General features: G+C 63.4%; 21 protein-coding genes. 9 read left to right on the forward strand and 12 right to left on the reverse strand.

Annotation, left to right across the window (positions count from 1 at the left end):
* Window positions 1-672: a pseudouridine synthase gene (locus F0P97_RS01440; RefSeq protein WP_182285351.1), complete on the forward strand. Its 672-nt coding sequence runs from the start codon at window positions 1-3 to the stop codon at window positions 670-672.
* Here F0P97_RS01440 and F0P97_RS01445 read toward each other — a convergent pair.
* The 3 genes from F0P97_RS01445 to F0P97_RS01455 form a co-directional block, all read right to left on the reverse strand.
* Window positions 669-1,754: a hypothetical protein gene (locus F0P97_RS01445; protein ID WP_182285352.1), complete on the reverse strand. Its 1,086-nt coding sequence runs from the start codon at window positions 1,752-1,754 to the stop codon at window positions 669-671. The genes F0P97_RS01440 and F0P97_RS01445 overlap by 4 nt on opposite strands.
* A 124-nt stretch (window positions 1,755-1,878) precedes the next feature.
* Complete coding sequence (locus F0P97_RS01450; RefSeq protein WP_232538087.1) at window positions 1,879-2,361, reverse strand: hypothetical protein; 483 nt, start codon at window positions 2,359-2,361, stop codon at window positions 1,879-1,881.
* A gap of 91 nt (window positions 2,362-2,452) precedes the next feature.
* Window positions 2,453-3,091, reverse strand: coding sequence for an MBL fold metallo-hydrolase (locus tag F0P97_RS01455; RefSeq protein WP_182285353.1), 639 nt, complete (start codon window positions 3,089-3,091; stop codon window positions 2,453-2,455).
* Window positions 3,092-3,433: 342 nt separating this feature from the next.
* Here F0P97_RS01455 and F0P97_RS01460 point away from each other — a divergent pair, with 342 nt between their 5' ends.
* Entirely contained in the window at window positions 3,434-5,092 is a 1,659-nt protein-coding gene (locus tag F0P97_RS01460) for a Re/Si-specific NAD(P)(+) transhydrogenase subunit alpha (protein ID WP_256495484.1), read from the forward strand.
* A 27-nt stretch (window positions 5,093-5,119) separates the two neighbouring features.
* Window positions 5,120-6,535 (forward strand): Re/Si-specific NAD(P)(+) transhydrogenase subunit beta, encoded by a 1,416-nt coding sequence (pntB, locus tag F0P97_RS01465; protein WP_182285354.1) that lies wholly within the window; start codon window positions 5,120-5,122, stop codon window positions 6,533-6,535.
* A gap of 153 nt (window positions 6,536-6,688) precedes the next feature.
* Here the strand turns inward: pntB and F0P97_RS01470 are convergent, their stop codons facing one another.
* On the reverse strand, window positions 6,689-7,315 hold the full coding sequence (locus F0P97_RS01470) for a LysE family translocator (RefSeq protein ID WP_182285355.1): 627 nt from the start codon (window positions 7,313-7,315) through the stop codon (window positions 6,689-6,691).
* A 105-nt stretch (window positions 7,316-7,420) separates the two neighbouring features.
* Between F0P97_RS01470 and F0P97_RS01475 the strand changes: the two genes are divergently transcribed.
* Window positions 7,421-7,876, forward strand: a complete 456-nt coding sequence (locus tag F0P97_RS01475) for an Lrp/AsnC family transcriptional regulator (protein ID WP_182285356.1) — start codon at window positions 7,421-7,423, stop codon at window positions 7,874-7,876.
* Between the two features lie 166 nt (window positions 7,877-8,042).
* On the opposite strand, the gene azu is transcribed toward F0P97_RS01475, so the two are convergent.
* Both azu and F0P97_RS01485 read right to left on the reverse strand, forming a co-directional pair.
* On the reverse strand, window positions 8,043-8,498 hold the full coding sequence (gene azu, locus F0P97_RS01480; RefSeq protein ID WP_182285357.1) for an azurin: 456 nt from the start codon (window positions 8,496-8,498) through the stop codon (window positions 8,043-8,045).
* Between the two features lie 202 nt (window positions 8,499-8,700).
* A complete protein-coding gene (locus F0P97_RS01485; RefSeq protein WP_182285358.1) occupies window positions 8,701-9,504 on the reverse strand; it encodes an exodeoxyribonuclease III in 804 nt (267 codons plus the stop codon).
* 10 nt (window positions 9,505-9,514) lie between these two features.
* Here F0P97_RS01485 and pyrE point away from each other — a divergent pair, with 10 nt between their 5' ends.
* Together pyrE and F0P97_RS01495 are read left to right on the forward strand one after the other, a co-directional pair.
* On the forward strand, window positions 9,515-10,216 hold the full coding sequence (pyrE, locus tag F0P97_RS01490; protein ID WP_182285359.1) for an orotate phosphoribosyltransferase: 702 nt from the start codon (window positions 9,515-9,517) through the stop codon (window positions 10,214-10,216).
* An 8-nt stretch (window positions 10,217-10,224) separates the two neighbouring features.
* On the forward strand, window positions 10,225-10,896 hold the full coding sequence (locus F0P97_RS01495) for a DUF4124 domain-containing protein (protein ID WP_182285360.1): 672 nt from the start codon (window positions 10,225-10,227) through the stop codon (window positions 10,894-10,896).
* 15 nt (window positions 10,897-10,911) lie between these two features.
* Here F0P97_RS01495 and F0P97_RS01500 read toward each other — a convergent pair whose 3' ends face one another.
* The 5 genes from F0P97_RS01500 to F0P97_RS01520 form a co-directional block, all read right to left on the reverse strand.
* Entirely contained in the window at window positions 10,912-11,265 is a 354-nt protein-coding gene (locus tag F0P97_RS01500; RefSeq protein ID WP_182285361.1) for a hypothetical protein, read from the reverse strand.
* Between the two features lie 86 nt (window positions 11,266-11,351).
* Window positions 11,352-11,570 (reverse strand): hypothetical protein, encoded by a 219-nt coding sequence (locus F0P97_RS01505; RefSeq protein ID WP_182285362.1) that lies wholly within the window; start codon window positions 11,568-11,570, stop codon window positions 11,352-11,354.
* A 91-nt stretch (window positions 11,571-11,661) separates the two neighbouring features.
* Window positions 11,662-12,792, reverse strand: coding sequence for an HPP family protein (locus F0P97_RS01510; RefSeq protein WP_232538088.1), 1,131 nt, complete (start codon window positions 12,790-12,792; stop codon window positions 11,662-11,664).
* 125 nt (window positions 12,793-12,917) lie between these two features.
* Window positions 12,918-13,493: a nitroreductase family protein gene (locus F0P97_RS01515; protein ID WP_232538089.1), complete on the reverse strand. Its 576-nt coding sequence runs from the start codon at window positions 13,491-13,493 to the stop codon at window positions 12,918-12,920.
* A gap of 105 nt (window positions 13,494-13,598) precedes the next feature.
* Entirely contained in the window at window positions 13,599-14,636 is a 1,038-nt protein-coding gene (locus F0P97_RS01520; protein ID WP_182285363.1) for a hypothetical protein, read from the reverse strand.
* 276 nt (window positions 14,637-14,912) lie between these two features.
* On the opposite strand from F0P97_RS01520, the gene serA reads away from it, so the two are divergent.
* From serA to F0P97_RS01535, 3 genes are all read left to right on the forward strand, one after another.
* A complete protein-coding gene (gene serA, locus F0P97_RS01525) occupies window positions 14,913-16,142 on the forward strand; it encodes a phosphoglycerate dehydrogenase (RefSeq protein ID WP_003074609.1) in 1,230 nt (409 codons plus the stop codon).
* A gap of 158 nt (window positions 16,143-16,300) precedes the next feature.
* Window positions 16,301-18,301: an OPT family oligopeptide transporter gene (locus F0P97_RS01530; RefSeq protein WP_182285364.1), complete on the forward strand. Its 2,001-nt coding sequence runs from the start codon at window positions 16,301-16,303 to the stop codon at window positions 18,299-18,301.
* Window positions 18,298-19,104 carry a hypothetical protein gene (locus tag F0P97_RS01535; RefSeq protein WP_182285365.1) on the forward strand — a complete coding sequence of 269 codons (807 nt, stop codon included), beginning with the start codon at window positions 18,298-18,300 and terminating at the stop codon, window positions 19,102-19,104. Before F0P97_RS01530 ends, F0P97_RS01535 begins: the two co-directional genes overlap by 4 nt.
* A 50-nt stretch (window positions 19,105-19,154) precedes the next feature.
* On the opposite strand, the gene F0P97_RS01540 is transcribed toward F0P97_RS01535, so the two are convergent.
* Window positions 19,155-19,967, reverse strand: a complete 813-nt coding sequence (locus tag F0P97_RS01540; RefSeq protein WP_182285366.1) for an alpha/beta hydrolase — start codon at window positions 19,965-19,967, stop codon at window positions 19,155-19,157.
* Between the last annotated feature and the right edge of the window lie 106 nt (window positions 19,968-20,073).

The following is a 20,073-nucleotide window of genomic DNA, read 5'->3' on the forward strand; positions in this document are numbered from 1 at the left end:
ATGTCAGCCCTGGCCTTTGTTGCTAAGCTCGTCGCCATGCCCCGCCCGTTCTCTTCCAATCGCTCCAGCAACTTGCGCCGCAGCACCGTGGTGCGCCAGCCCGCGCCCCGGCCTGAGGTCACACGTCTGCTGTGCTTTCACAAGCCCTATGGAGTGCTCAGCCAGTTCACGCCCGAGGGCAAGTGGCAGGGCCTTAAGGACTGGATCGATGTGCCCGGTGTCTATGTGGCGGGCCGGCTCGATGCCGACAGCGAAGGCCTGCTGCTGCTGACCAATGACGGCCAGTTGCAGGCCCGCATTGCCGACCCGCGCCACAAGATGGAGAAGACCTACTGGGTGCAGGTCGAAGGGGTGCCGGACGAGACGGCGCTGCAGCGCCTGCGCGAGGGCGTGGAGTTGAGCGACGGCAAGACCCTGCCCGCGAAGGCCCGCCTGATAGACCCCCAGCCCGGCATGTGGCCGCGCAACCCGCCGATTCGCGTGCGCCAGAACATTCCCGATTGCTGGATCGAGCTCATCATCCGCGAGGGCAGGAACCGCCAGGTGCGCCGCATGACGGCAGCCGTCGGCCACCCCACGCTGAGGCTGGTGCGCATGGCCGTGGGGCCTTATTCGATTGAAGGGCTGGAGCCTGGCCAGTGGCTGGATGTGTTGCCGCTCAGTGGTTCTTAGCGCAGAGTATCGAGCCGCTGCAGCTCATCTTCATCTTCCGGCAAGGCAGCAGCCTGCCAGCGCGGCAGAGCCGGCCAGGGGCGAAAGCGATTCCAGCCCATTTGCACCTCCTGCAGGTTGCCCCGTAGCAAGGGAAGAGCGGTCGTCAGCTCGGATTGGCGAGTGCGCACGCATTCGCGCAGCGATTGCATGGCTTGCTGGCCACGCCCGAAAAAGCGCTGTCTGCCCAACCAGTCGGGGGAGGGCTGGCATTGGGCATAGGCCAGTGGCAGGCTGCTGGCCTCTCCTTCCACCACGGAAATCAGGGCCTGCAGATGCATGTTGAGCTGCTCATACGGCATCAGGCCCGCCAGTTGCAGCTCCAGCGCATCCTCATGAAAACGATAGCGTGCGGGCAGGGCGGCGCTCAGGGTATAGCTGCTGCCGCTGCGCGAGCGGGCACGGTGACTCAGGATGCGGCTGCCTTGCTCCAGTATCGGGCGGACCAACTGCAACAAGGCCTGCTGGTGCTCGGCATCGTTGTGCTTCAGGGGGATGCGCAGCCGCGTGCTGTCATAGCCGCGCCATTGCTCGCGCCAGACCATCCAGCCCGCCGTATGCGGTACGAAGAAAATCAGGGTGATCAGGCAGAGCATGGGCACAATGCCCGCCCCTAGCGACCAGGCCGCCCTGATCTCGGCAGCGGCAGCGGCCTCCTCACCCAGGCTGACGAGATTGCCGCTCAGCTTGATGAGGGTGGCAAGACTGATGGCAAACACCAGACCACAGATCAAAGAAAGCTGCTCGGGCGAATAAAGGCTATCGGGCAGATGAATCAGGGTGGCCAGTGCGGCAGCGCATCCCAGCAGGGTCACGGCTGCGGACAGCAGATAAAACAGGGCGCAAGGGGCCTGCTGCTGGATATCGAGAGCCGGGTTCTGTTCCAGCTCGCGCCGCAACTGCCTGTGGCGCCACCAGCGCAGCGGCTGCCAGAGCAGGGCTCTGACCGCCAGGCCGGCGAGCATGCTGATGAACAGCGCCGAAAAAGCCCATAGCAGCAAGGCTGCCACCAACAAGATACCCAGTCCGACCAACCAGTTCATTACCGCGATTGTCCTTTTGAATTGATAGCTGCTTGCGCTTGATGAGCAATCGTTTCAGCGTGTCTTACATGAAAAAACGCGCTGCCTGCAACCGCAGGTCAGCGCGATGCTTGAAGGCTGCAGGTCAGTTGCAGGTCTTGTTGTTGGCGCCGTGCATGCCGGCGGCCTTGGCATCGGCTTCGCTCATGTACTTGCCGTTCTTGGTCGTGCCGTAGAAACGGGTGCCGGGGCAGTGATAGATCTTGCTGTCCTCATTGGCCCAGACCTTGCCTGCACCGCCGCCTGGTGCTGCAGTCTTGGCAGGCTTTGCGCCTGCAGCAGCCTTGGCCGTGGCATCCTGATCAATGCCCTTGCGGCCCGAGCAAGCTCCCTTGGAGGACGCAGCGCTCATGGTGGAGCCATCCTTGCAGACAAAGGTCTGCATGTCCGCCTTGGCAGCAGCAGGGGCCGGCGCAGCCTTTGCTGCCGGTTCTGCCGCCGGCTTGGCGGGCATGGGGGCTGTTTTGGCGGCCGGCGCAGCAGGAGCCGCCGCCGGTGCCTGGGCAAGGCTCGCCCATGAGCTGCTGACCAGGGCTGAAGCCAGGCAAATCTTCCATAAATTGCGCATACGAACTCCCTCCAGTGATGTGATGTCACAAGGCGTGACAGGCGCATGCTGCTACGGAAGACCTGATTCCGCAAGCCTCGGCCGTCAGGATTCAGGTCCCGCTGACATAGGGGTTCAGCTTGCGCTCGCGGCCGAAGCTGCTTTCCGGGCCGTGCCCGGGGATGAAGATCGTCTGATCGCCCATGGGCCACAGGCGCTGCACGATGGAGTCGATGAGCTGCTGATGGTTGCCCTGCGGGAAGTCCGTGCGGCCTATGCTGCCCGCAAACAGCACATCGCCGACAAAGGCGCGGTCGATCTGCGGTGAGTGGAACACCACATGGCCGGGCGTGTGACCTGGGCAGTGGCGCACGTTCAGCGTTTCCTGGCCGATGCTCACCGTATCGCCATCATGCAGCCAGCGTGAGGGCACAAAAGGCTCGGAGTGGGGAAAGCCGAACATGGCGCCCTGTTGAGGCAGACCGTCGATCCAGAACTGGTCGCCCTCATGCGGGCCGATGATGGGCAGCTCGTGCTTGGCCGCCAGCTCGCTGGTGCCGCCCGCGTGGTCGATATGGGCGTGGGTGATCCAGATGGCCTTGAGATTCAGGCCCAGGCGCTCCACCTCCCACTCGATCTGCTCGATATCTCCGCCAGGGTCGATGACGGCCGCATCCATGGTCTGGTCGCACCAGACGAGAGAGCAGTTCTGTTGGAAGGCGGTGACGGGGACAGTGTGATATTGCAACATGGGTGACTTGTATTTTTCGGGCGTTTGCGTAGTCTCGCGGTCAGCGAACCCCGCAAGCATGACACGGCATGACACGCGCATCAAAAATGCCCGCTCAGATTCTGGCGTCATCCCTCATATGAGCTAGCATGGATGCGAGTGCCCCATTTTGGTGCGGGCTGCTAAAACGTATTTGTGCTGCAAGGCAGCGGGCAGTCGCTTCATGGGAAGCGGCCCGACACAGTTTCAAGATCGTTCAGGCCGTGCCAATGCCCATGCAATACAAGTTCCTCCCACGGGCAGGAATGGCAGGAGATGGGGCGGTCTGGAGGAAAACCGTTTTTAAACTCCAGGAGACTCTGCATGTCTACCTCTTCCAACCCGCCGACCGACGTCCAGCGCTCTGGCGCCCAACGTAGTGACGTCCAACGTGGTGACGTCCAACGCATCGGCATCCCACGGGAAACCTTTCCGTTGGAAAAGCGCGTGGCCTCCGTGCCCGATGTGGTCGAAAAGCTCATCAAGCTGGGCTTTTCGGTCGCCATCGAATCGGGTGCCGGCGATGCCGCCAACTTCAGCGATGAGGCTTATCGCGCAGTGGGTGCCGAGGTGCTGCCCAACGCTGCTGCGCTCTGGGCCGCTGCCGACATCATCTTCAAGGTGCGCCCGCCCACCCAGCAAGAAGTCGCTTCGATGCGCGAAGGCCAGATCCTGATTGACTTTCTCTGGCCCGCTCAGAACCCCGATCTGATGCAGCAACTGGCCGCCAAGAAGGTGACGGTGCTGGCGATCGACTCGCTGCCCCGGACATTGAGCCGCGCGCAGAAGATGGATGCACTGACCTCCATGGCCGGTGTTTCGGGTTACCGCGCCGTGATCGAGGCAGCCAACGCCTTCGGTCGCTATTTCAACGGCCAGATCACGGCGGCAGGCAAGGTGCCCCCGGCCAAGGTATTCATTGCTGGCGCTGGCGTGGCCGGCCTGTCGGCCATCGGCACGGCCGCCAATCTGGGGGCCATCGTGCGCGCCAACGACACGCGCGCCGAAGTGGCCGACCAGGTCACATCGCTGGGTGGCGAGTTCGTCAAGGTTGACTACGAAGAGGACGGAGCTGGCGGCGGCGGCTATGCCAAGGTGATGAGCGAAGGCTTCCAGGCTGCGCAGCGTCAGATGTATGCCCAGCAGGCCAGGGATGCCGACATCATCATCACCACGGCGCTGATCCCCGGCAAACCCGCGCCCAAGCTCATCACGGCCGAGATGGTGCAGAGCATGAAGCCCGGCAGCGTGATCGTCGACATGGCGGCCGAGCAGGGCGGCAACTGCGAGCTGACCGTGCCCAATGAGGCCGTGGTGCGCCACGGCGTGACCATCATCGGCTACACCGACCTCGCATCGCGCCTGGCCAAGCAGTCGTCCACGCTGTACGCGACCAACCTGCTGCGCCTGACCGAAGAGTTGTGCAAGGCCAAGGATGGCGTGGCCGTGGTGAATATGGAAGACGATGCGATTCGCGGGCTGACGGTGGTCAAGGACGGCGAAATCACCTGGCCTGCTCCGCCCATTGCCCAGGCGCCCAAGCCAGCCTCCAAACCGGCTGCGGCTGTGGTGGAACAGAAGAAAAGCGGTCATGGCCATGGCGCTGCCGGCCCGCTGCCGGCAAAGACCTTGGCCATAATTTTTGCGATTGCCGCCGTGGCCTTCTGGTTCATCGGTGCCTATGCGCCGGCGGCCTTCCTGGGCCACTTCACGGTGTTCGTGCTGGCCTGCTTCATCGGCTACATGGTGGTGTGGAATGTGACGCCTGCGTTGCACACGCCGCTGATGAGCGTGACCAACGCCATCTCCAGCATCATCGCCATCGGCGCTCTGGTGCAGATCGCGCCGCCGGGCACGGCAGGCACGGGGCGCCCGGATGAACTGATCCGCTGGCTGGCCTTTGCCGGACTTGTGTTGACTGCAGTCAATATGTTTGGCGGCTTTGCCGTGACACGTCGCATGCTGGCCATGTTCCGCAAATAAGAAGAACGAGCACAAGAGAGAAACACCATGTCCCAAAGTCTCGCAACGGTAGCCTATCTGGGGGCTGCCATTCTGTTCATCCTCAGTCTCGGTGGGCTGTCGAACCCCGAAACCTCGCGCCGCGGCAATCTGTTCGGCATGGTCGGCATGGCGCTGGCCGTGCTGGCCACCGTGTTCGGCCCGCGTGTCGATGCCGGCGGTATCGCCTGGATCGTCGGTGCGCTGGTGCTCGGCGGCGGTATCGGCCTGTATGCGGCCAGGGTCGTCAAGATGACCCAGATGCCCGAGCTGGTCGCCCTCATGCACAGCCTGGTCGGCCTGGCGGCCTGTCTGGTGGGCTTTGCCAGCTATGTCGATACCTCCATCCAGCTCGCGGGCGCAGAAAAGGCCATTCACGAGGTGGAAATCTACGTAGGCATCCTGATCGGCGCCGTCACCTTCTCGGGCTCGCTGATCGCCTTCGGCAAGCTCAACGGCAGGATAGGCGGCAAGCCGCTGCTGCTGCCCGCACGCCACTGGCTCAATCTGGTGGCACTGCTGGTGGTGATCTGGTTCGGCCGCGAGTTTCTGCACGCCGAGACCGTGGCTGACGGCATGTTGCCCCTGGTCGTGATGACCGCCATTGCGCTGCTGTTCGGGGTGCACATGGTCATGGCCATCGGTGGTGCCGACATGCCCGTGGTGGTGTCCATGCTCAACAGCTACTCGGGCTGGGCGGCGGCGGCCACCGGCTTCATGCTGGGCAATGACCTGCTGATCGTCACCGGCGCGCTGGTGGGCTCATCGGGCGCCATCCTGAGCTACATCATGTGCCAGGCCATGAACCGCAACTTCATCAGCGTGATTGCGGGCGGCTTCGGCTCCGGGGCGCCGGCCAAGAAGGGCGGTGCCGCTGCGGCTGCCGAGCCCCAGGGCGAAGTGGCGCCCGTCAGCGCCGCCGAAACTGCCGAGATGCTGCGCGAAGCCAAGAGCGCCATCATCGTGCCCGGCTACGGCATGGCCGTGGCCCAGGCCCAGCACACCGTCAACGAAATCACCAGGACCCTGCGCGAAAAAGGCGTCGCTGTGCGCTTTGCCATCCATCCAGTGGCAGGACGCATGCCCGGCCACATGAACGTGCTGCTGGCCGAAGCCAAGGTGCCTTACGACATCGTGATGGAGATGGACGAGATCAACGAAGACTTCCCCGAGACCGATGTGGCCATTGTCATCGGCGCGAACGATATCGTGAACCCCGCGGCTCAGGACGATCCAGAGAGCCCCATCGCCGGCATGCCGGTGCTGGAAGTGTGGAAGGCCAAGACCTCCATCGTGATGAAGCGCTCCATGGCCTCCGGCTATGCGGGCGTGGACAATCCGCTGTTCTACAAGGACAACAACCGCATGCTGTTCGGCGATGCCAAGAAGATGCTCGATGAGGTGCTGGGGGCTCTGAAGAGCTGATGAAAGGGGTGCCTCTCCTGAGGCGCTCTCTCCTCGCCGGGCGCCTCTCTCGCTTTGCTTCGCAATGCGGGCGGGGGACTACATCTTCGCCGGGGCGCAGCGTACGCCTGTTCTTGAAATGCCTGCGGTTTTCGGCTGCAGGCATCTTTTCTTTCAGAGATGCTGGACGGCGATCTCGCCCAGCAGCACAGCGGCAATCAACAGCATCAGCGTGCCCGACAGGCGCGAGACGGCAAGCGCTGCTGCGGGGCGCGAGCGCAGCACGCTTTGCGAGCCCCAGCCCACGCCGAAGTAGACCACGGCACAGCTGGCCGCATGGACGGCGCCCAGCACCATGATCTGCGCAAACACCGGCCAGCTGTCGCCGGGCCGCACAAACTGCGGCAGCAAGGCCAGCAGCAGCAACAGCTGCTTGGGGTTGAGGCCGCTGACGCTGGCTCCCTTGACCGTCCAGTGCCAGCGCGTGCCGGCGTCGGCATCTGCGGCGCTGCTGATGGCGGCCGGGCTGCGCCACAGGCCCACGCCCATCCAGGCCAGGTACAGCGCTCCGGTGGCCGTCAAGGCGGTCAGCAGGGCCGGGTTGCGTGCCACCAGGGCGCCCACGCCTGCAGCCACGGCCAGCGTGGCCAGCAGCGCACCGCAGGCCAGGCCCAGCGTGGCGGGCAGCACCAGCCGCCTGCCGCGCAGACCGGCCGAGATCACATAGGCCCAGTCGGCCCCGGGCGTGAGCACCAGAAGAAAGGAGACGGCCCAGAAGGCGGTCAAGGCGGCGTAGGACACGAAATTCCCTCGAAAAGCGTTGATGCCGAGAGAATATGGAAGAGGAGCGAGAATGTGCTCTCAATATTCGCCGCTGAACGGCTTGAAATTGGAAGAAACTGCCCCGTGAATTCGCTGGATCGAAAAATTCTTGCTGCGCTCGAAAACAATGGCCGCCTCACGGTGACCGAGCTGGCCGAGCAGGTGGGCCTGAGCCTGTCGCCCTGCCACCGGCGTGTGCGTGCGCTGGAGGAGTCGGGCGTGATTCGCGGCTACCGCGCCGAGCTGGACCCCGCGGCGCTGGGGCTGGATTTTTCGTCGCTGGTCTTTGTCACGCTCAAGGACAGCAAATCCGTTCCCGCGTTCGAGGACGCCGTGGCCCGGCTCGACAATGTGGTGCAGGCCCAGCGACTGTTTGGCGACCCGGACTATCTGCTGCAGGTCGTGGTGCGCGACCTGCCGGCCTACCAGCGGCTCTATGACGAGCACCTGACCCGGCTGCCCGGCGTGCTGCGCATGACCTCCACGCTGGTCATGAAGCATGTGGTGAGCAACAGACCGCTGACCTCCGCGATGGAATAGCCATGAAAAAGCGCCGGTGACTTTCATCACAGGCGCTTTGGGTCAGCCAGATTTGCTATTGATTAAGAAGCTAATTGCGCTTGATTATCAAGGTTTTAAGGTATCTATATATCTGAAAACCTTTGAGGAAAAGCGCTGGCAGCTACTAAAAAATAGGATTTCGGGATCAGGAACCCAGCTTGAGCGAACCCTTCATGAGGGCAGAGTGGCCGGGGAAGCTGCAGAAGAAGGCGTAATCCGTGCCCGCCTTGAGCTTGGCCACGTCGATATCGAACTTGCTGGTCTCGCCGCCGCCGATAACCTTGGAGTGCGCCAGTACGCGGGCGTCGCCGGCCTTCACATAGTCGGCGCCTGCACCGGCGGCCATGCCGTCGGTGATCACGGGCTGCATATCAGCCGCAGTGCTGACCACGATGTTGTGGCCCATGGCGGTCTTGGGCATCTTGCCCACATGCTTGAGAGTCACGCTGAACTTCTTGCAGGACTTGGGCACATCGATGCTTTTGACATTGAACTGCATGGCGTCGTTGCTTTCAACGATGGCTTCGCAGCCTGCCGCCATGGCGGGTGCGCTCAGGGCACCGACTGCACACAGGGCCAGAGTCGTCAGGATCTTCTTCATTGGCTATTCCTTTTCCTAAAAGCGAAACGGGAGGCCGCTGTGGCGTTGTCGCCATCCAGGCTCCGCATTTCATTTTTTCGGAAACCTGTCCAGCCGGCTCAGTACAACTCATGCTCGCATGGGTTGTACTGTTGCACCTTGCGCTAAAGCAAGTGCTCAAGCATGCATGCGTTCGCTGCTTTGCATGCCTATGCACAGCGCCTCAGATCGCCATGTCGTAGCCAATGGTGATGGGCGCGTGGTCCGAGAACTTCTCGCCCTTGTAGATGGACTCGGTGCGTGCCAGGGCCGCGATCGCTGGTGTTGCCAGATGGTAGTCCAGTCGCCATCCCACGTTGTTGGCATAGGCCTGGCCCCGATTGCTCCACCATGTGTAGCAGGCATCCGTGGTGTCGGGCTGAAGCTGACGATAGACGTCGACCAGACCGCCGCTGGCCTCGGTCTTGTGCAACAACCTGCTCATCCAGTCGCGCTCTTCGGGCAGGAAGCCGCTGTTCTTCTGGTTGCCGCGCCAGTTCTTCAGGTCTTCCTTCTGGTGCGCGATATTGATGTCGCCACAGAGCACGAAGTCACGCTCGGCCTTGAGGTGCATCAAGTGGCTGTGCATCTTGGCCAGAAAGCGGAACTTGGCTTCCTGGCGCAGCTCGCCCGAGCTGCCGCTGGGAAAGTAGGCGCTGATGATGGAGAGCTTGCGGCCGGGCGTGTCGAAGCGGGTTTCGACATAGCGGCCTTCGGCGTCGAACTCGTCGATATCGAAGCCCACCACCACATCGCTGGGCTCGTGGCGGGTGTAGACGCCCACGCCCGAGTAGCCTTTCTTCTCGGCAAAGTGGAAATAGCCCTTCATGCCGGCCAACACCTCGAAGCGCCCGGCCATATCCGAAGCCTGGGCCTTGATTTCCTGGACGCAAATACAATCCGGCGCAGTGGCTTCGATCCAGGCTTCGGCGCCTTTGGTCGTGGCAGAGCGGATACCGTTGAGGTTGAGGCTGGTTAATTTGAACAAGGATGAATCCATGGTGGTGAGTGAGAAGCCAATGGGCGGTGCAGACCGTCTGGCGCAGGATTTTGTGCAGTTTGCCGTCGATGCGGGCGTGCTGCGTTTTGGCGAATTCAAGACCAAGGCCGGGCGCATCAGCCCGTACTTCTTCAATGCCGGCCTGTTTGACGATGGCGCCAAGATGGCCCGTCTGTCCGAATTCTATGCAAAAGCCATTCTGGCCAGCGGCATGGAGTTTGATATGGTCTTCGGGCCTGCCTACAAGGGCATTCCTCTGGCTGCCACGGTGGCGGTGGAGCTGGCGCGCCAGGGCAAGAACGTACCCTTTGCCTACAACCGCAAGGAAGCCAAGGACCACGGCGAAGGCGGTACTCTGGTGGGCGCTCCCCTCAAGGGCCGCGTGCTCATCATTGACGATGTGATGTCGGCCGGTACGGCCGCGCGCGAGTCGATTGCCATCATCAAGGCGGCCGGTGCCGAGCCTCACGCCGTGGCCATCGCTCTGGACCGTCAGGAAATGGCGACGGAGAATGGCCAGGACGTGCCGCACAGCGCCGTCCAATATGTGCGCAATCAGCTGGGCATGCAGGTCTGTGCGATTGCCAAGCTGGCCGATTTGTTGCTTTATCTCGAGCAGCAGGGTGGGGATGCCGGCCGCGAGCATCATGAACGCGTGCTGGCCTACCGTCAGCGCTATGGTGTTGAAAACAAGGAATAAACACGCAAATGAAGCAGGCCTTGCATGCAAAACTGAGTTTGTATGTGGTAGCTATCGTCTGGGCAGGGGCCATGCCGGCCCAAGCCCAGGCCCCAGCCAATAGCGGCGGTATCTACGCCTGCACGGATGCCAATGGGCGGCGCATCACGGCCGACAGGCCTATTGCCTCCTGCGTCGATCGCGAGCAGCGTGTGCTTGGCAACACGGGCGTCGAGCTGCGCCGCGTGGGCCCCACGCTGACCGACCAGGAGCGCAGCGCGCTGGAGGCCAGGCGGCGTCAGGATCAGGCCGAGCAGCAACGCCTGCGCGAGGAGCGCTCGCGTGACCGAGCCATGCTGGCGCGCTTCCCCAATCAGGGCGTGCATGACGCCGCCAGAGCCGAGGCGATTGCCCAGGTCAACGATGTGATCGGCGTGGCCCAGCAGCGCCAGGTCGACCTCAGGGAACGCCGCCGCAAGCTCAATACCGAGCTGGAGTTCTATCAGAACGATCCGAAGAGGGCTCCGGCCAATCTGCGCCGCCAGCTGGACGACAACACGGACTCTCAGGCCGAGCAGCAGCGCTTCATCAAGCAGCAGGAAGAGGAAAAGCAGCGCATCAACCAGCGCTTCGATGCCGAGCTGCAGCAGCTGCGCAAGCTATGGGCGGACCTGCCGCAGACCGCACCGCGCGCGCACTGAGAACGTGTCGCGCCTTCAGTCTTTGTGGCTGTTCTTGTGCATGGCCATGACGCGGCCCAGCAGCAGGGTCGCAATCCAGGCCACTGCCGCGATGATCAAGGGTATCTGCACCAGCAGCGATGCCTGAGCCATGAGCATCAGCGCATCGGCTTGCCACAGCGCCCCATAACCCTTGAACAAGCCATAGGCCAGCCATAGCAGCAGGCCTGCGCTGGCGATGGCGGCCATGCTGCGCATATTGCGGCCGTCACGGCTGCCCGTCGGAACGCGCAGGGCCGAGCGCCACAGCCAGCCCACGGCGGCCAGTACCAGCAGCACGCAGGCCGCGACGGAAAGCGGCAGCCAGAGGGGGAGAGGAATCAACGACATGGCGCCGCACTTTAGCCCAGTTGATCCCTGGATGAAAAAGAAAATACCCACCGAGGTGGGCATGCATGAAGGGGCCTGTCAGCGGCTCAGTTTGCGCGCCAGACCACATAGTGGCCCGGCACGGACTGAATGCCCAGCACGGTTGCGTGGTGGGCGAGCAGCTCTTCGAAGGTCTTGGTGATTTCGCTGCCGGCAGTGCTGCCTTCGTATTCCGTGGCCACCTGTGTCGCGGTAAAGGAATTGGCGCCAAAGCTTTGCACGATGTTGCGCAGCTTGTCGAGGTTGGGGGTGAACACGGCGTCCATGGCAGCAACTCCTTTTTCGGGCAATCAAACCAGTACTGCCCATAGTTTATCCAGCAGCCCGTGCCAGGCAAGAGGGCCTTTGCCCGCATGGCTATTGATTGATGGAGAGCAAAGTGCGAATGACGTCGGAGCGCGTGATGACCCCGACCAGGGTTTTGCCGCGCAGCACGGCAATGAACTGCACGCTGTGCGATGCCAGCTCGTGCAGCAGATCGCCCATGGGGGTGTCTTCCTGCACGCTCATCTCTGGTGCGCGCATCAGTTCCTGGGCTACGGATTGCACTTTGGATGGCCGGCTGCGCAGGCGCTGCCAGAGGTTTTGCTGCTGGCGTGCGCGGTGGTCCTGCCAGAGCCAGTCGAACAGGTCGGCGCGCAGCACGCGACCAATCAGCTCACCTTGCGCATCGACCACGGGAAGGCTTTTGATCAGATGGCGGTGAAACAGCTCGGCCACCTCTTCGAGCGGAGTCTGCGGGCTTACGGTCAGGAGCTTGGCGGACATGACGGTGCCGCAGTTGACGCTGGACAGCCGGCGCTTGATGGCCTCCTCCTCGGCGGCGGCCAGCAGCTCGCCCAGATCCTCGGGTGTCAGGTTGTAGCTTTGCTCGAAGCGCTGCAACAGTTGTTCCAGATCCTGCTCGCTCAGCGCCAGGCGCGTGGTGGGGCGCTGGGTCTTGGCCGCTTGAGGCGGCTGGTGCAGGTAGGGGCGGCCGCAGGCACGATGGTAGAGCACGCCGACTGCTGCAAGAACACCAGAGAGCACGGCCATGGGAATCAGCAGATGCCAGCCAAGGGGAGCCATCTGTGCCGCCGCCAGTACCGTCAGCAAGGCAACGGCGCCGCCCGGCGGGTGCAGGGCGCGCAACAGCAGCATCAGGGCAATGGCTCCTGCCACGGCCAGCGCGGCCAGCGAGGTCTGGGACAGCATAGGGAACGCCCAAAGCAGCAGCAAGGTATAGAGTGCGGGCACGGTGTTGCCGACGACACAGTTCCAGGGCTGGGCCAGCGGGCTGCTGGGCACGGCGAATACCAGCACGGCCGTGGCGCCCAGCGGGGCGAACAGGAACAGGGTGTTGGGAAAGAAATGCTCGACCAGCCCGACCAGAATGCCGGCCAGCGCAAGACCCAGACCTGCGCCGATACTGGCGCGGATCAGCTCTTTCCACGAAGGGCGCGAGGCCACCGGCCCCAGGCGCTGCCACATTGTTTGAATGACGGACATAGGCTCAGGCTGCAGGGCGCAAAATTGATAGCTGCTCCCGCAATGTTGTATTGATTAATGCAGCAATTCTGTCAAAAAAAGCTCCACAGGGTGAGCTGTGGAGCTTTGGCGGGATTGACGCCGCTTCAGGCTGCTGCGGGGGCTTGAACGGCTCCGGCACTCAGCATTTCGGCCAGCGGCTTGCGGCCGGACGGCAGTTCGCGCTCGCGCAGATCGTCAGGCAGAGTGGCTGCATCGGCGCGGCGGCCCACGGCGATCACGCATTCGGGTACCAGGTGCTCGGGCAGGTTCAGCACCTTGCGGGCTTCATCGGCCGAGAAGCCGCCCATGGCGTGCGTGGCCAGACCCATGGCATGGGCCTGCAGCGCCAGATAGCCCCAGGCGCAGCCCGTGTCGAAGCTGTGCTTGGCGGCCGAGGCCTGCCTGTCCGACAGCAGCACGATCAGCGCGCCGCCATTCAGGCACCAGCGGCGGTTGGCTTCGTTGGGGATCTGCGAGAACGCCTGCCAGTTCGCGTCATCGCGCAGGGCGTAGGCAAAGTGCCAGGGCTGCTTGTTGCTGGCCGAAGGCGCCCAGCGGGCGGCTTCCACCAACTGCTCCATCTGGGCCGCACTCAGTGCTTCAGGCACAAAGGCGCGCGGCGACATGCGCTCGATGAATTGCGCGTGGACGGGGACGGTACTGCTACGGGTGGTGCTCATGGTGATATCGCTGAACTGAAAAGAAAAGGGCCCGCCTACTGTACAGAGCAGAGGCGGGCCCGAAACCATAGCGCAAGCTCCGGCCTTTGTGCCGGAGCCGGAAAATCAGGGCTTTTGACCCGATTGCGCGCCGATGCCGCGCAGATGGCGTTCCATGCGGAACATCACCAGCGCCATCATCACCATCACCAGGCAGGAAATCAGCAGCGTGGCAAACGCCGTGTCCATGCCCAGAAACTCCCACTTCTCCTCATCGGGGTTGTCGCCGCGCAGCTTGGCGGCCGTGCGGTCGAACGACAGCGTGTAGTTGGTCAGCAAGGTGTTGACGATCTGCGGGGCGGACTGCTGCTGCAGCTTCTTGGCCAGGCTTTCGTTGCCCAGCACCTTCTCCAGCGCCACGGGCAGCCCCTTGATGTAGGCTGCGTACGAGCCCTCGCCATGCTCCATCTCTGCGGCCTGGGCACGGTCGTTGATTTCGGAGGCCAGGTTCACCGGATCCATCAGCATGGCGTCTTCGCCCGCAGCCTCGGCGGCTGCCGCAATCGCCGCATCGGCTGCAGCATCTGCGGCGGCACGGGCCATGCGGTCCTCGCGGGTCAGCGCGATGCGGCGAGCCGTCCAGGCGGCATCCACTTCGGCAGCGGCCGCGTCGGCAGCCTCCTTGTCGCAGCAGGAGTTTTCACGTGCCTCGCGCATCTTGATCTGGCGGTTGACATCGTCGGCCGAGGGCAGGGCATCGCCCTTGAGCAGGGGGTGGATGGGATCCAGGCCCTGGCTGCTGCTTTCCGTTTCTACGCGTTTGCGCGCAGCCGTGTCCCGGTAGATGAAGCCACGCAGCAGGCCGTCGGCCTTGCGGAAGTCCGGACGCAGGGCAGGGTCGGCCAGACGCTTTTCCATGGGCACGGCGTTGCCGAGGACGCTCATGTCGCGGCCGGTCTCTTCTTCCATGTACTTGAGGTCGTAGGGCGCATCCTTCCAGTTCAGCGCCGTTGCGCCGGCAGTGGCGATATCGGGCTTCTTGGGCTTGTAGTGGTCCCAGATCCAGTGGCCCATGCCAAACAGCACAAAGATGGAAAAGGCGAGCAAGACAAGACGCAGAACTTGAATCAGCAAATCTTCTGCGCGGCGCAAGAGGGTCAGCATAGGCAGCAAATCCTTGTAAAAAGCTTGAGTGGTCTGTACTTTCAACTATGAAATTGGAAGCGCGTGAATGATCGCGATTGTAGGAAGCGAATCGGAAAGTCGTAATTTGTTACAGCTGAGTCGACAAATGCACGCTTCTGTCCCGCCCGGCGCTTGTTGTGGGGCCAGGGGCGCCGGTGCTGCTCCTCCTCACGTCATGAAAGGGCGATGCACCCAGATCCTGTAACGGAATTGCGAAACCGCTGTAATGGAGTTTTGATGGATCGAGGCTGGATCATGGGTAAGACGTCGCTGGATAAATCGAAGATCAAGTTTTTGCTGCTCGAGGGCATACATCCCTCCGCGCTCAAGGTGCTGCATGACGCGGGCTACACCAATGTGGAGGCTCTGACCGGCGCGCTGGACGGCGAGGAGCTCAAGCGCAAGATTGCCGATGTGCACTTTGTCGGCATTCGCTCGCGCACCCAGCTCACGGCCGATGTGTTCGCGGCCGCGCAGAAGCTGGTAGCCGTGGGCTGCTTTTGCATCGGCACCAACCAGGTCGACCTCAACGCAGCGCGCGAGCGCGGTGTGGTGGTCTTCAACGCGCCTTACTCCAACACCCGTTCGGTGGCCGAGCTGGTGCTGGGCGAAGCCATTTTGCTGCTGCGCGGCATCCCCGAAAAGAATGCCGTCTCCCACCGCGGCGGCTGGAAGAAGAGCGCGGAGAATTCCTTCGAGATCCGCGGCAAGACGCTGGGCATCGTCGGCTATGGCTCCATCGGCACCCAGCTGTCGGTGCTGGCCGAAGGCCTGGGCATGAAGGTCATCTTCCACGACGTGGTGACCAAGCTGCCGCTGGGCAATGCCCAGCAGAGCAGCGGTCTCAACGAGCTGCTGGCCCAGTCCGATATCGTCACCCTGCATGTGCCCGAGCTGGCCTCCACCAACGGCATGATGGGGGCTGCCCAGATTGCCGCCATGAAGCCCGGCAGCATTCTGATCAATGCGTCGCGCGGCACCGTGGTCGATATCGAGGCCCTGGCCGAGTCGCTCAAGAGCGGCAAGCTGCTGGGCGCCGCCATCGACGTCTTTCCCAAGGAGCCCAAGAGCAACAAGGACGAATTCCTGTCGCCGCTGCGCGGCATGGACAACGTCATCCTCACGCCCCACATCGGCGGCTCCACCATGGAAGCCCAGGCCAATATCGGTCTGGAAGTGGCGGAGAAACTGGTCAAGTACAGCGACAACGGCACGACCACCTCGGCCGTCAACTTCCCCGAAGTGGCACTGCCCGAGCACCCCGGCAACAACCGCATCCTGCATGTGCACGAGAACCGTCCCGGCATTCTCTCTGCCATCAACCAGGTGTTTGCCGACAACGGCATCAATATCGCGGGCCAGTACCTGCGCACCGATGAGAAAGTGGGCTATGTGGTGATCGATATCGATGCCAAGTCCTCGGCGCTGGCGCTGGAGAAGCTCGCGCAGATCGCGGGCACCATCCGCTGCCGCGTGCTGTTCTGAAGCCTTGGTAGCTGAACGGAAAAGGAGACCTCGGTCTCCTTTTTTCATGGGCCGGCCATTGGCGATGCCACGGGCTGGCCGGAAGGGCGCGCGACGGACATGGTGTTGCGCGCCGCTGATGCTAGGCTTGTGCCGTCACAGACCCTCCCGCTTGCACAATGAATACACCAACCAAGAGAGAGTTCACCTTCCGTGGCGTGCTGCTTGGCGCGCTGATCACCCTGGCGTTCACCGCCGCCAACGTCTATCTGGGACTCAAGGTCGGGTTGACCTTTGCCTCGGCGATTCCCGCTGCCGTGATCTCCATGGCGCTGCTCTATCGCTTCAAGGATTCCAACATCCTTGAAAACAATCTGGTGCAGACCCAGGCCTCCGCGGCCGGCACCTTGTCCTCGGTCATCTTTGTGCTGCCGGCACTGCTCATGCTGGGGCTGTGGACGGGTTTCCCGTTCTGGCAGACGGCATTGATCTGCGCGGCTGGCGGCACGCTGGGCGTGCTCTACACCGTGCCCCTGCGTCGCGTGCTGGTGGTGCAGTCCGAGCTGCCCTATCCCGAGGGCGTGGCCGCTGCCGAGGTGTTGCGCGTAGGCGATGAGCAGCGCCATGCCCATGACCCGGAGAGCCTGGGCAAACCGCGCAGTTCGGGCTTGCGCGAGCTGGGCTGGGGCACGGGGCTGGCCGCACTGTTCGGCTTTCTCAGCGGCGGTCTGCGCCTGCTCGGCGATGCCTTCAATTTCTGGATTCCCGCTGGCGGCGTGGCCTTTCGCGTGGCAGCGGGCTTCTCGCCGGCCCTGCTGGCCGCCGGCTATCTGATGGGCGCGGCCGCAGGCATTGCCGTGCTTGTGGGGCTGGCGCTGTGCTGGGGTGTGGTCGTTCCCTGGCTGACGGCCCAGGCTTCTCCTGCGGCCGGCCAGGCGCTCTCCGAGCTGTCCACCCAGCTCTGGGGCAGCAAGGCCCGCTTTCTGGGGGCGGGCGTCATCGGCATCTCTGCGCTGTGGACCGTGGCCACGCTGGCCAAGCCCATTGTCCAGGCGATTCGCAACCAGCCTGCGCGCAGCGTTGCCGAGGCGGCCGGTGGCGACGAAACCGACAAGGACATGCCGCGCAGCTGGATGCTGATGATAGGAGCCGCCGCCCTGGGCGTGCTGTTCCTGGTGGTCAATGACTTCATCTCGGGGCATATGCCCGATCTGGCCGCTGGCGCGCGCTACGGACTGGCGGCCCTGTGCGTGCTGTTCGCGGCCCTGTTCGGCTTTCTGGTAGCCGCCGCCTGTGGCTATATGGCCGGTCTGGTCGGCTCCTCGGCCAGCCCGATCTCTGGCATCGGCATCATCGCCACCTTGCTCATGGGAGTGAGCCTGCTGGCGCTGCATGCCCTGGTGCCGTCCTATGCCAGCGCCGTCGCGGGGCAGATGGGCATTGCACTGGTGCTGTTCATGGTCTCGGCCGTTCTGGCCATGGCCGCCATCTCCAACGACAACCTGCAGGATCTCAAGACCGGCTATCTGGTGGGGGCCACGCCCTGGCGTCAGCAGATCGTGCTCATCATCGGCTGCCTTGTGGGCGCGCTGGTCATTCCGCCCGTGCTGGATCTGCTCTATAACGCCTACGGCTTTGCAGGCAGCATGCCGCGTGCAGGCATGGACCCGAACCAGGCCCTGGCCGCGCCGCAGGCCACGCTGATGATGCAGATTGCCAGCGGCATCTTCAAGGGCTCGCTGGACTGGAGCATGCTGGGCCTTGGCGTGGCCGTGGGCATTGCCGTCATCCTGGTCGATCTGGCCCTGCGCAAGAGCGGCAAGGGCGCGCTGCCGCCGCTGGCCGTGGGCCTGGGCATCTATCTGCCTCCCACCATAGGCCTGACGCTGACCATAGGCGCGGTGCTGGGCTGGTGCATTGCCAGAGCCATCAAGGCCTATGCGCAGCGCGGCGGCAAGGACTGGACGGCGGCGGCCGAGGAGCGAGGCCTGCTGCTGGCCTCCGGGCTGATCGTGGGCGAGAGTCTGATGGGCCTGCTGATTGCGGCATTGATTGGCTTCAGCGGCAAGGATGCGCCGCTGGCCCTGGTCGGCGAAGGCTTTGCGCCCGCCATGTGGCTGGGCCTGGCCTATTTTGTGGGCCTGTGTGTGTTCTTTTATCGCCGGGTGCTGTGCAAATGAAGACAGGAAAATTCGACGGGGAACAGGCCGAATACCGCCGGGGCAACTTCGGCTTCGCACATGAATGGCTGCAAGAGTTCAAGGCACTGGACGAGGTGCTGGAGCGGCTGGACGTGCTGCGTGCCGCCGATCCTGCACATCGCTACCTCTGCACGCTGGACGATGTGAGCCAGTGCAGCTACACCAGCGGCCATGCGAGCCAGGATGAGCGCCTGTATCTGGACGACCCCGAGGACATGGATTGGGACGACCCCGCGCAGGAGCAGGCCCTGACGCTGGCATCGCTGCAGCACCGCGTGGCGCAGCTGCAGCGGCCTGAACTCGTGCAGGACTGGGCACAGGTCTGCGGCACGCTGCTACTGGCTGCTCAGGACGTGGATGCCCTGCTGCAGGCCAACCGCAGTCCCGAGGCCCTGCTTGATGACGTGGTCTATGTCCAGCGTCTGCCCGTGCCCTGCGACGAGCTGATGATTGCGGGCCAGCCCAACGGCTATTTCAGCGCGGACTGGGACAGCTTCCAGAACCACGCCGTCATCTGCCACCTTGCGGCGCAGTACGGCTATCGCTTCTTCGGCATGGGCGCCGCATGGATGGGTTTTGTGCGCTGCAGCCTGCCCGATGCAGCGCTGGTCGAGCGGCTGATAGAGGACTTGCGCATGCTCTACGGCCAGGGGCAGGGCGAGGTACGGGAGCATGCGGGCTGGGTACAGCTGGCGTCCGTGCTGCTATCGCGGCGTACGCTGATGCTCGGTTATGCCGAGAGCCTGGCCGAAGGCCTGGGCCTGGACCTGCCTGCGGGATAAAGGCGCATCGCCACGCTGGCAGCGCTTGCAGCATCTGTGCCGGAGGTCTTTCAGGCCTTTTTTTGCTGGCCGTCCACAAACTGCTCTATGGCGCTCCAGAAACCGTTGGCGCGGAAGATGGTCGAATGATTCGCCTGGGCGAATGCCTGCACCTGCACCGCCTTGTCCCTGAGACTGTGCAGCAGGGCGTCGGTGCGCTCGGGCAGCACCACCTGATCGCGTCCGGCGCGCAGCACCAGAATCGGCCCATGGTAGTTGCGCAGATGCGCGGCAGAGTCGAACGGGTCGCGCAGCAGCAGTTCCACAGGCAGCCAGCCATACATGCCGCGCACCGTGTTCAGAATGCTGTCGAAGGGCGTGACCAGCACCAGCTGGTCCGGCTGGCGCAGGTCGGCCACGGCAGCCGCCACGCCCGTGCCCAGGCTGCGGCCGACCACGGTGATGGGCAACTGTGGGTGCAGGCGCCTGACCTCATCGAACAAGGCGGCGGCATCGAGCTCCATCAGCTCCTGCGTGGGCTCGCCCTCGCTGGCGCCATAGCCGCGGTAGGCCAGCATATAGATATCGCTGTGCGGCAGGCTGCGCGACAGCTGCTGGCGCCGGTGGGCAATGTTCTCGGCATTCCCGCCAAAGTAGATCACCGCATTGCGCGCCTTGCCGTCGGCCGGGTGCAGCTGCCAGCCCCGCAGCAGCACATCGGCGCGCTGCAGCGAGAAATCGGTGCTCTCGGCCGCCACCTGCGTGCTGCCGCCCGGAAAAATCATCTGGCGCTGCTGCGCAAACATATAGCTGCAGATACAGATATAGACCGCCAGGCACAGGGCCAGCAGCCAGAGCAGGGGCTTGAGCAGCTTTGAGAACATGGAGCGCAAAAGTATGGGGTTTGCACCGGATTGTGCGCAGATTTGTGTGGGTTTGGTGTGCGCTTTACCTCGGCTTTATGTAAGCGGTGGTTTGAGGAATTGATAG

The organism is Comamonas testosteroni, assembly GCF_014076415.1.
Classification (GTDB): Bacteria; Pseudomonadota; Gammaproteobacteria; order Burkholderiales; family Burkholderiaceae_C; genus Comamonas; species Comamonas testosteroni_F.

What these genes read in the sequence shown, in the direction of transcription:
- F0P97_RS01440 (WP_182285351.1), top strand. Translation starts at nt 1, where the DNA reads ATGTCAGCCCTGGCCTTTGTTGCTAAGCTCGTCGCCATGCCCCGCCCG.
- F0P97_RS01445 (WP_182285352.1), bottom strand. Translation starts at nt 1,754, where the DNA reads ATGAACTGGTTGGTCGGACTGGGTATCTTGTTGGTGGCAGCCTTGCTG.
- F0P97_RS01450 (WP_232538087.1), bottom strand. Translation starts at nt 2,361, where the DNA reads ATGCGCAATTTATGGAAGATTTGCCTGGCTTCAGCCCTGGTCAGCAGC.
- F0P97_RS01455 (WP_182285353.1), bottom strand. Translation starts at nt 3,091, where the DNA reads ATGTTGCAATATCACACTGTCCCCGTCACCGCCTTCCAACAGAACTGC.
- F0P97_RS01460 (WP_256495484.1), top strand. Translation starts at nt 3,434, where the DNA reads ATGTCTACCTCTTCCAACCCGCCGACCGACGTCCAGCGCTCTGGCGCC.
- pntB (WP_182285354.1), top strand. Translation starts at nt 5,120, where the DNA reads ATGTCCCAAAGTCTCGCAACGGTAGCCTATCTGGGGGCTGCCATTCTG.
- azu (WP_182285357.1), bottom strand. Translation starts at nt 8,498, where the DNA reads ATGAAGAAGATCCTGACGACTCTGGCCCTGTGTGCAGTCGGTGCCCTG.
- pyrE (WP_182285359.1), top strand. Translation starts at nt 9,515, where the DNA reads ATGGTGGTGAGTGAGAAGCCAATGGGCGGTGCAGACCGTCTGGCGCAG.
- F0P97_RS01495 (WP_182285360.1), top strand. Translation starts at nt 10,225, where the DNA reads ATGAAGCAGGCCTTGCATGCAAAACTGAGTTTGTATGTGGTAGCTATC.
- F0P97_RS01500 (WP_182285361.1), bottom strand. Translation starts at nt 11,265, where the DNA reads ATGTCGTTGATTCCTCTCCCCCTCTGGCTGCCGCTTTCCGTCGCGGCC.
- F0P97_RS01505 (WP_182285362.1), bottom strand. Translation starts at nt 11,570, where the DNA reads ATGGACGCCGTGTTCACCCCCAACCTCGACAAGCTGCGCAACATCGTG.
- F0P97_RS01510 (WP_232538088.1), bottom strand. Translation starts at nt 12,792, where the DNA reads ATGTCCGTCATTCAAACAATGTGGCAGCGCCTGGGGCCGGTGGCCTCG.
- F0P97_RS01515 (WP_232538089.1), bottom strand. Translation starts at nt 13,493, where the DNA reads ATGAGCACCACCCGTAGCAGTACCGTCCCCGTCCACGCGCAATTCATC.
- F0P97_RS01520 (WP_182285363.1), bottom strand. Translation starts at nt 14,636, where the DNA reads ATGCTGACCCTCTTGCGCCGCGCAGAAGATTTGCTGATTCAAGTTCTG.
- serA (WP_003074609.1), top strand. Translation starts at nt 14,913, where the DNA reads ATGGGTAAGACGTCGCTGGATAAATCGAAGATCAAGTTTTTGCTGCTC.
- F0P97_RS01530 (WP_182285364.1), top strand. Translation starts at nt 16,301, where the DNA reads ATGAATACACCAACCAAGAGAGAGTTCACCTTCCGTGGCGTGCTGCTT.
- F0P97_RS01535 (WP_182285365.1), top strand. Translation starts at nt 18,298, where the DNA reads ATGAAGACAGGAAAATTCGACGGGGAACAGGCCGAATACCGCCGGGGC.
- F0P97_RS01540 (WP_182285366.1), bottom strand. Translation starts at nt 19,967, where the DNA reads ATGTTCTCAAAGCTGCTCAAGCCCCTGCTCTGGCTGCTGGCCCTGTGC.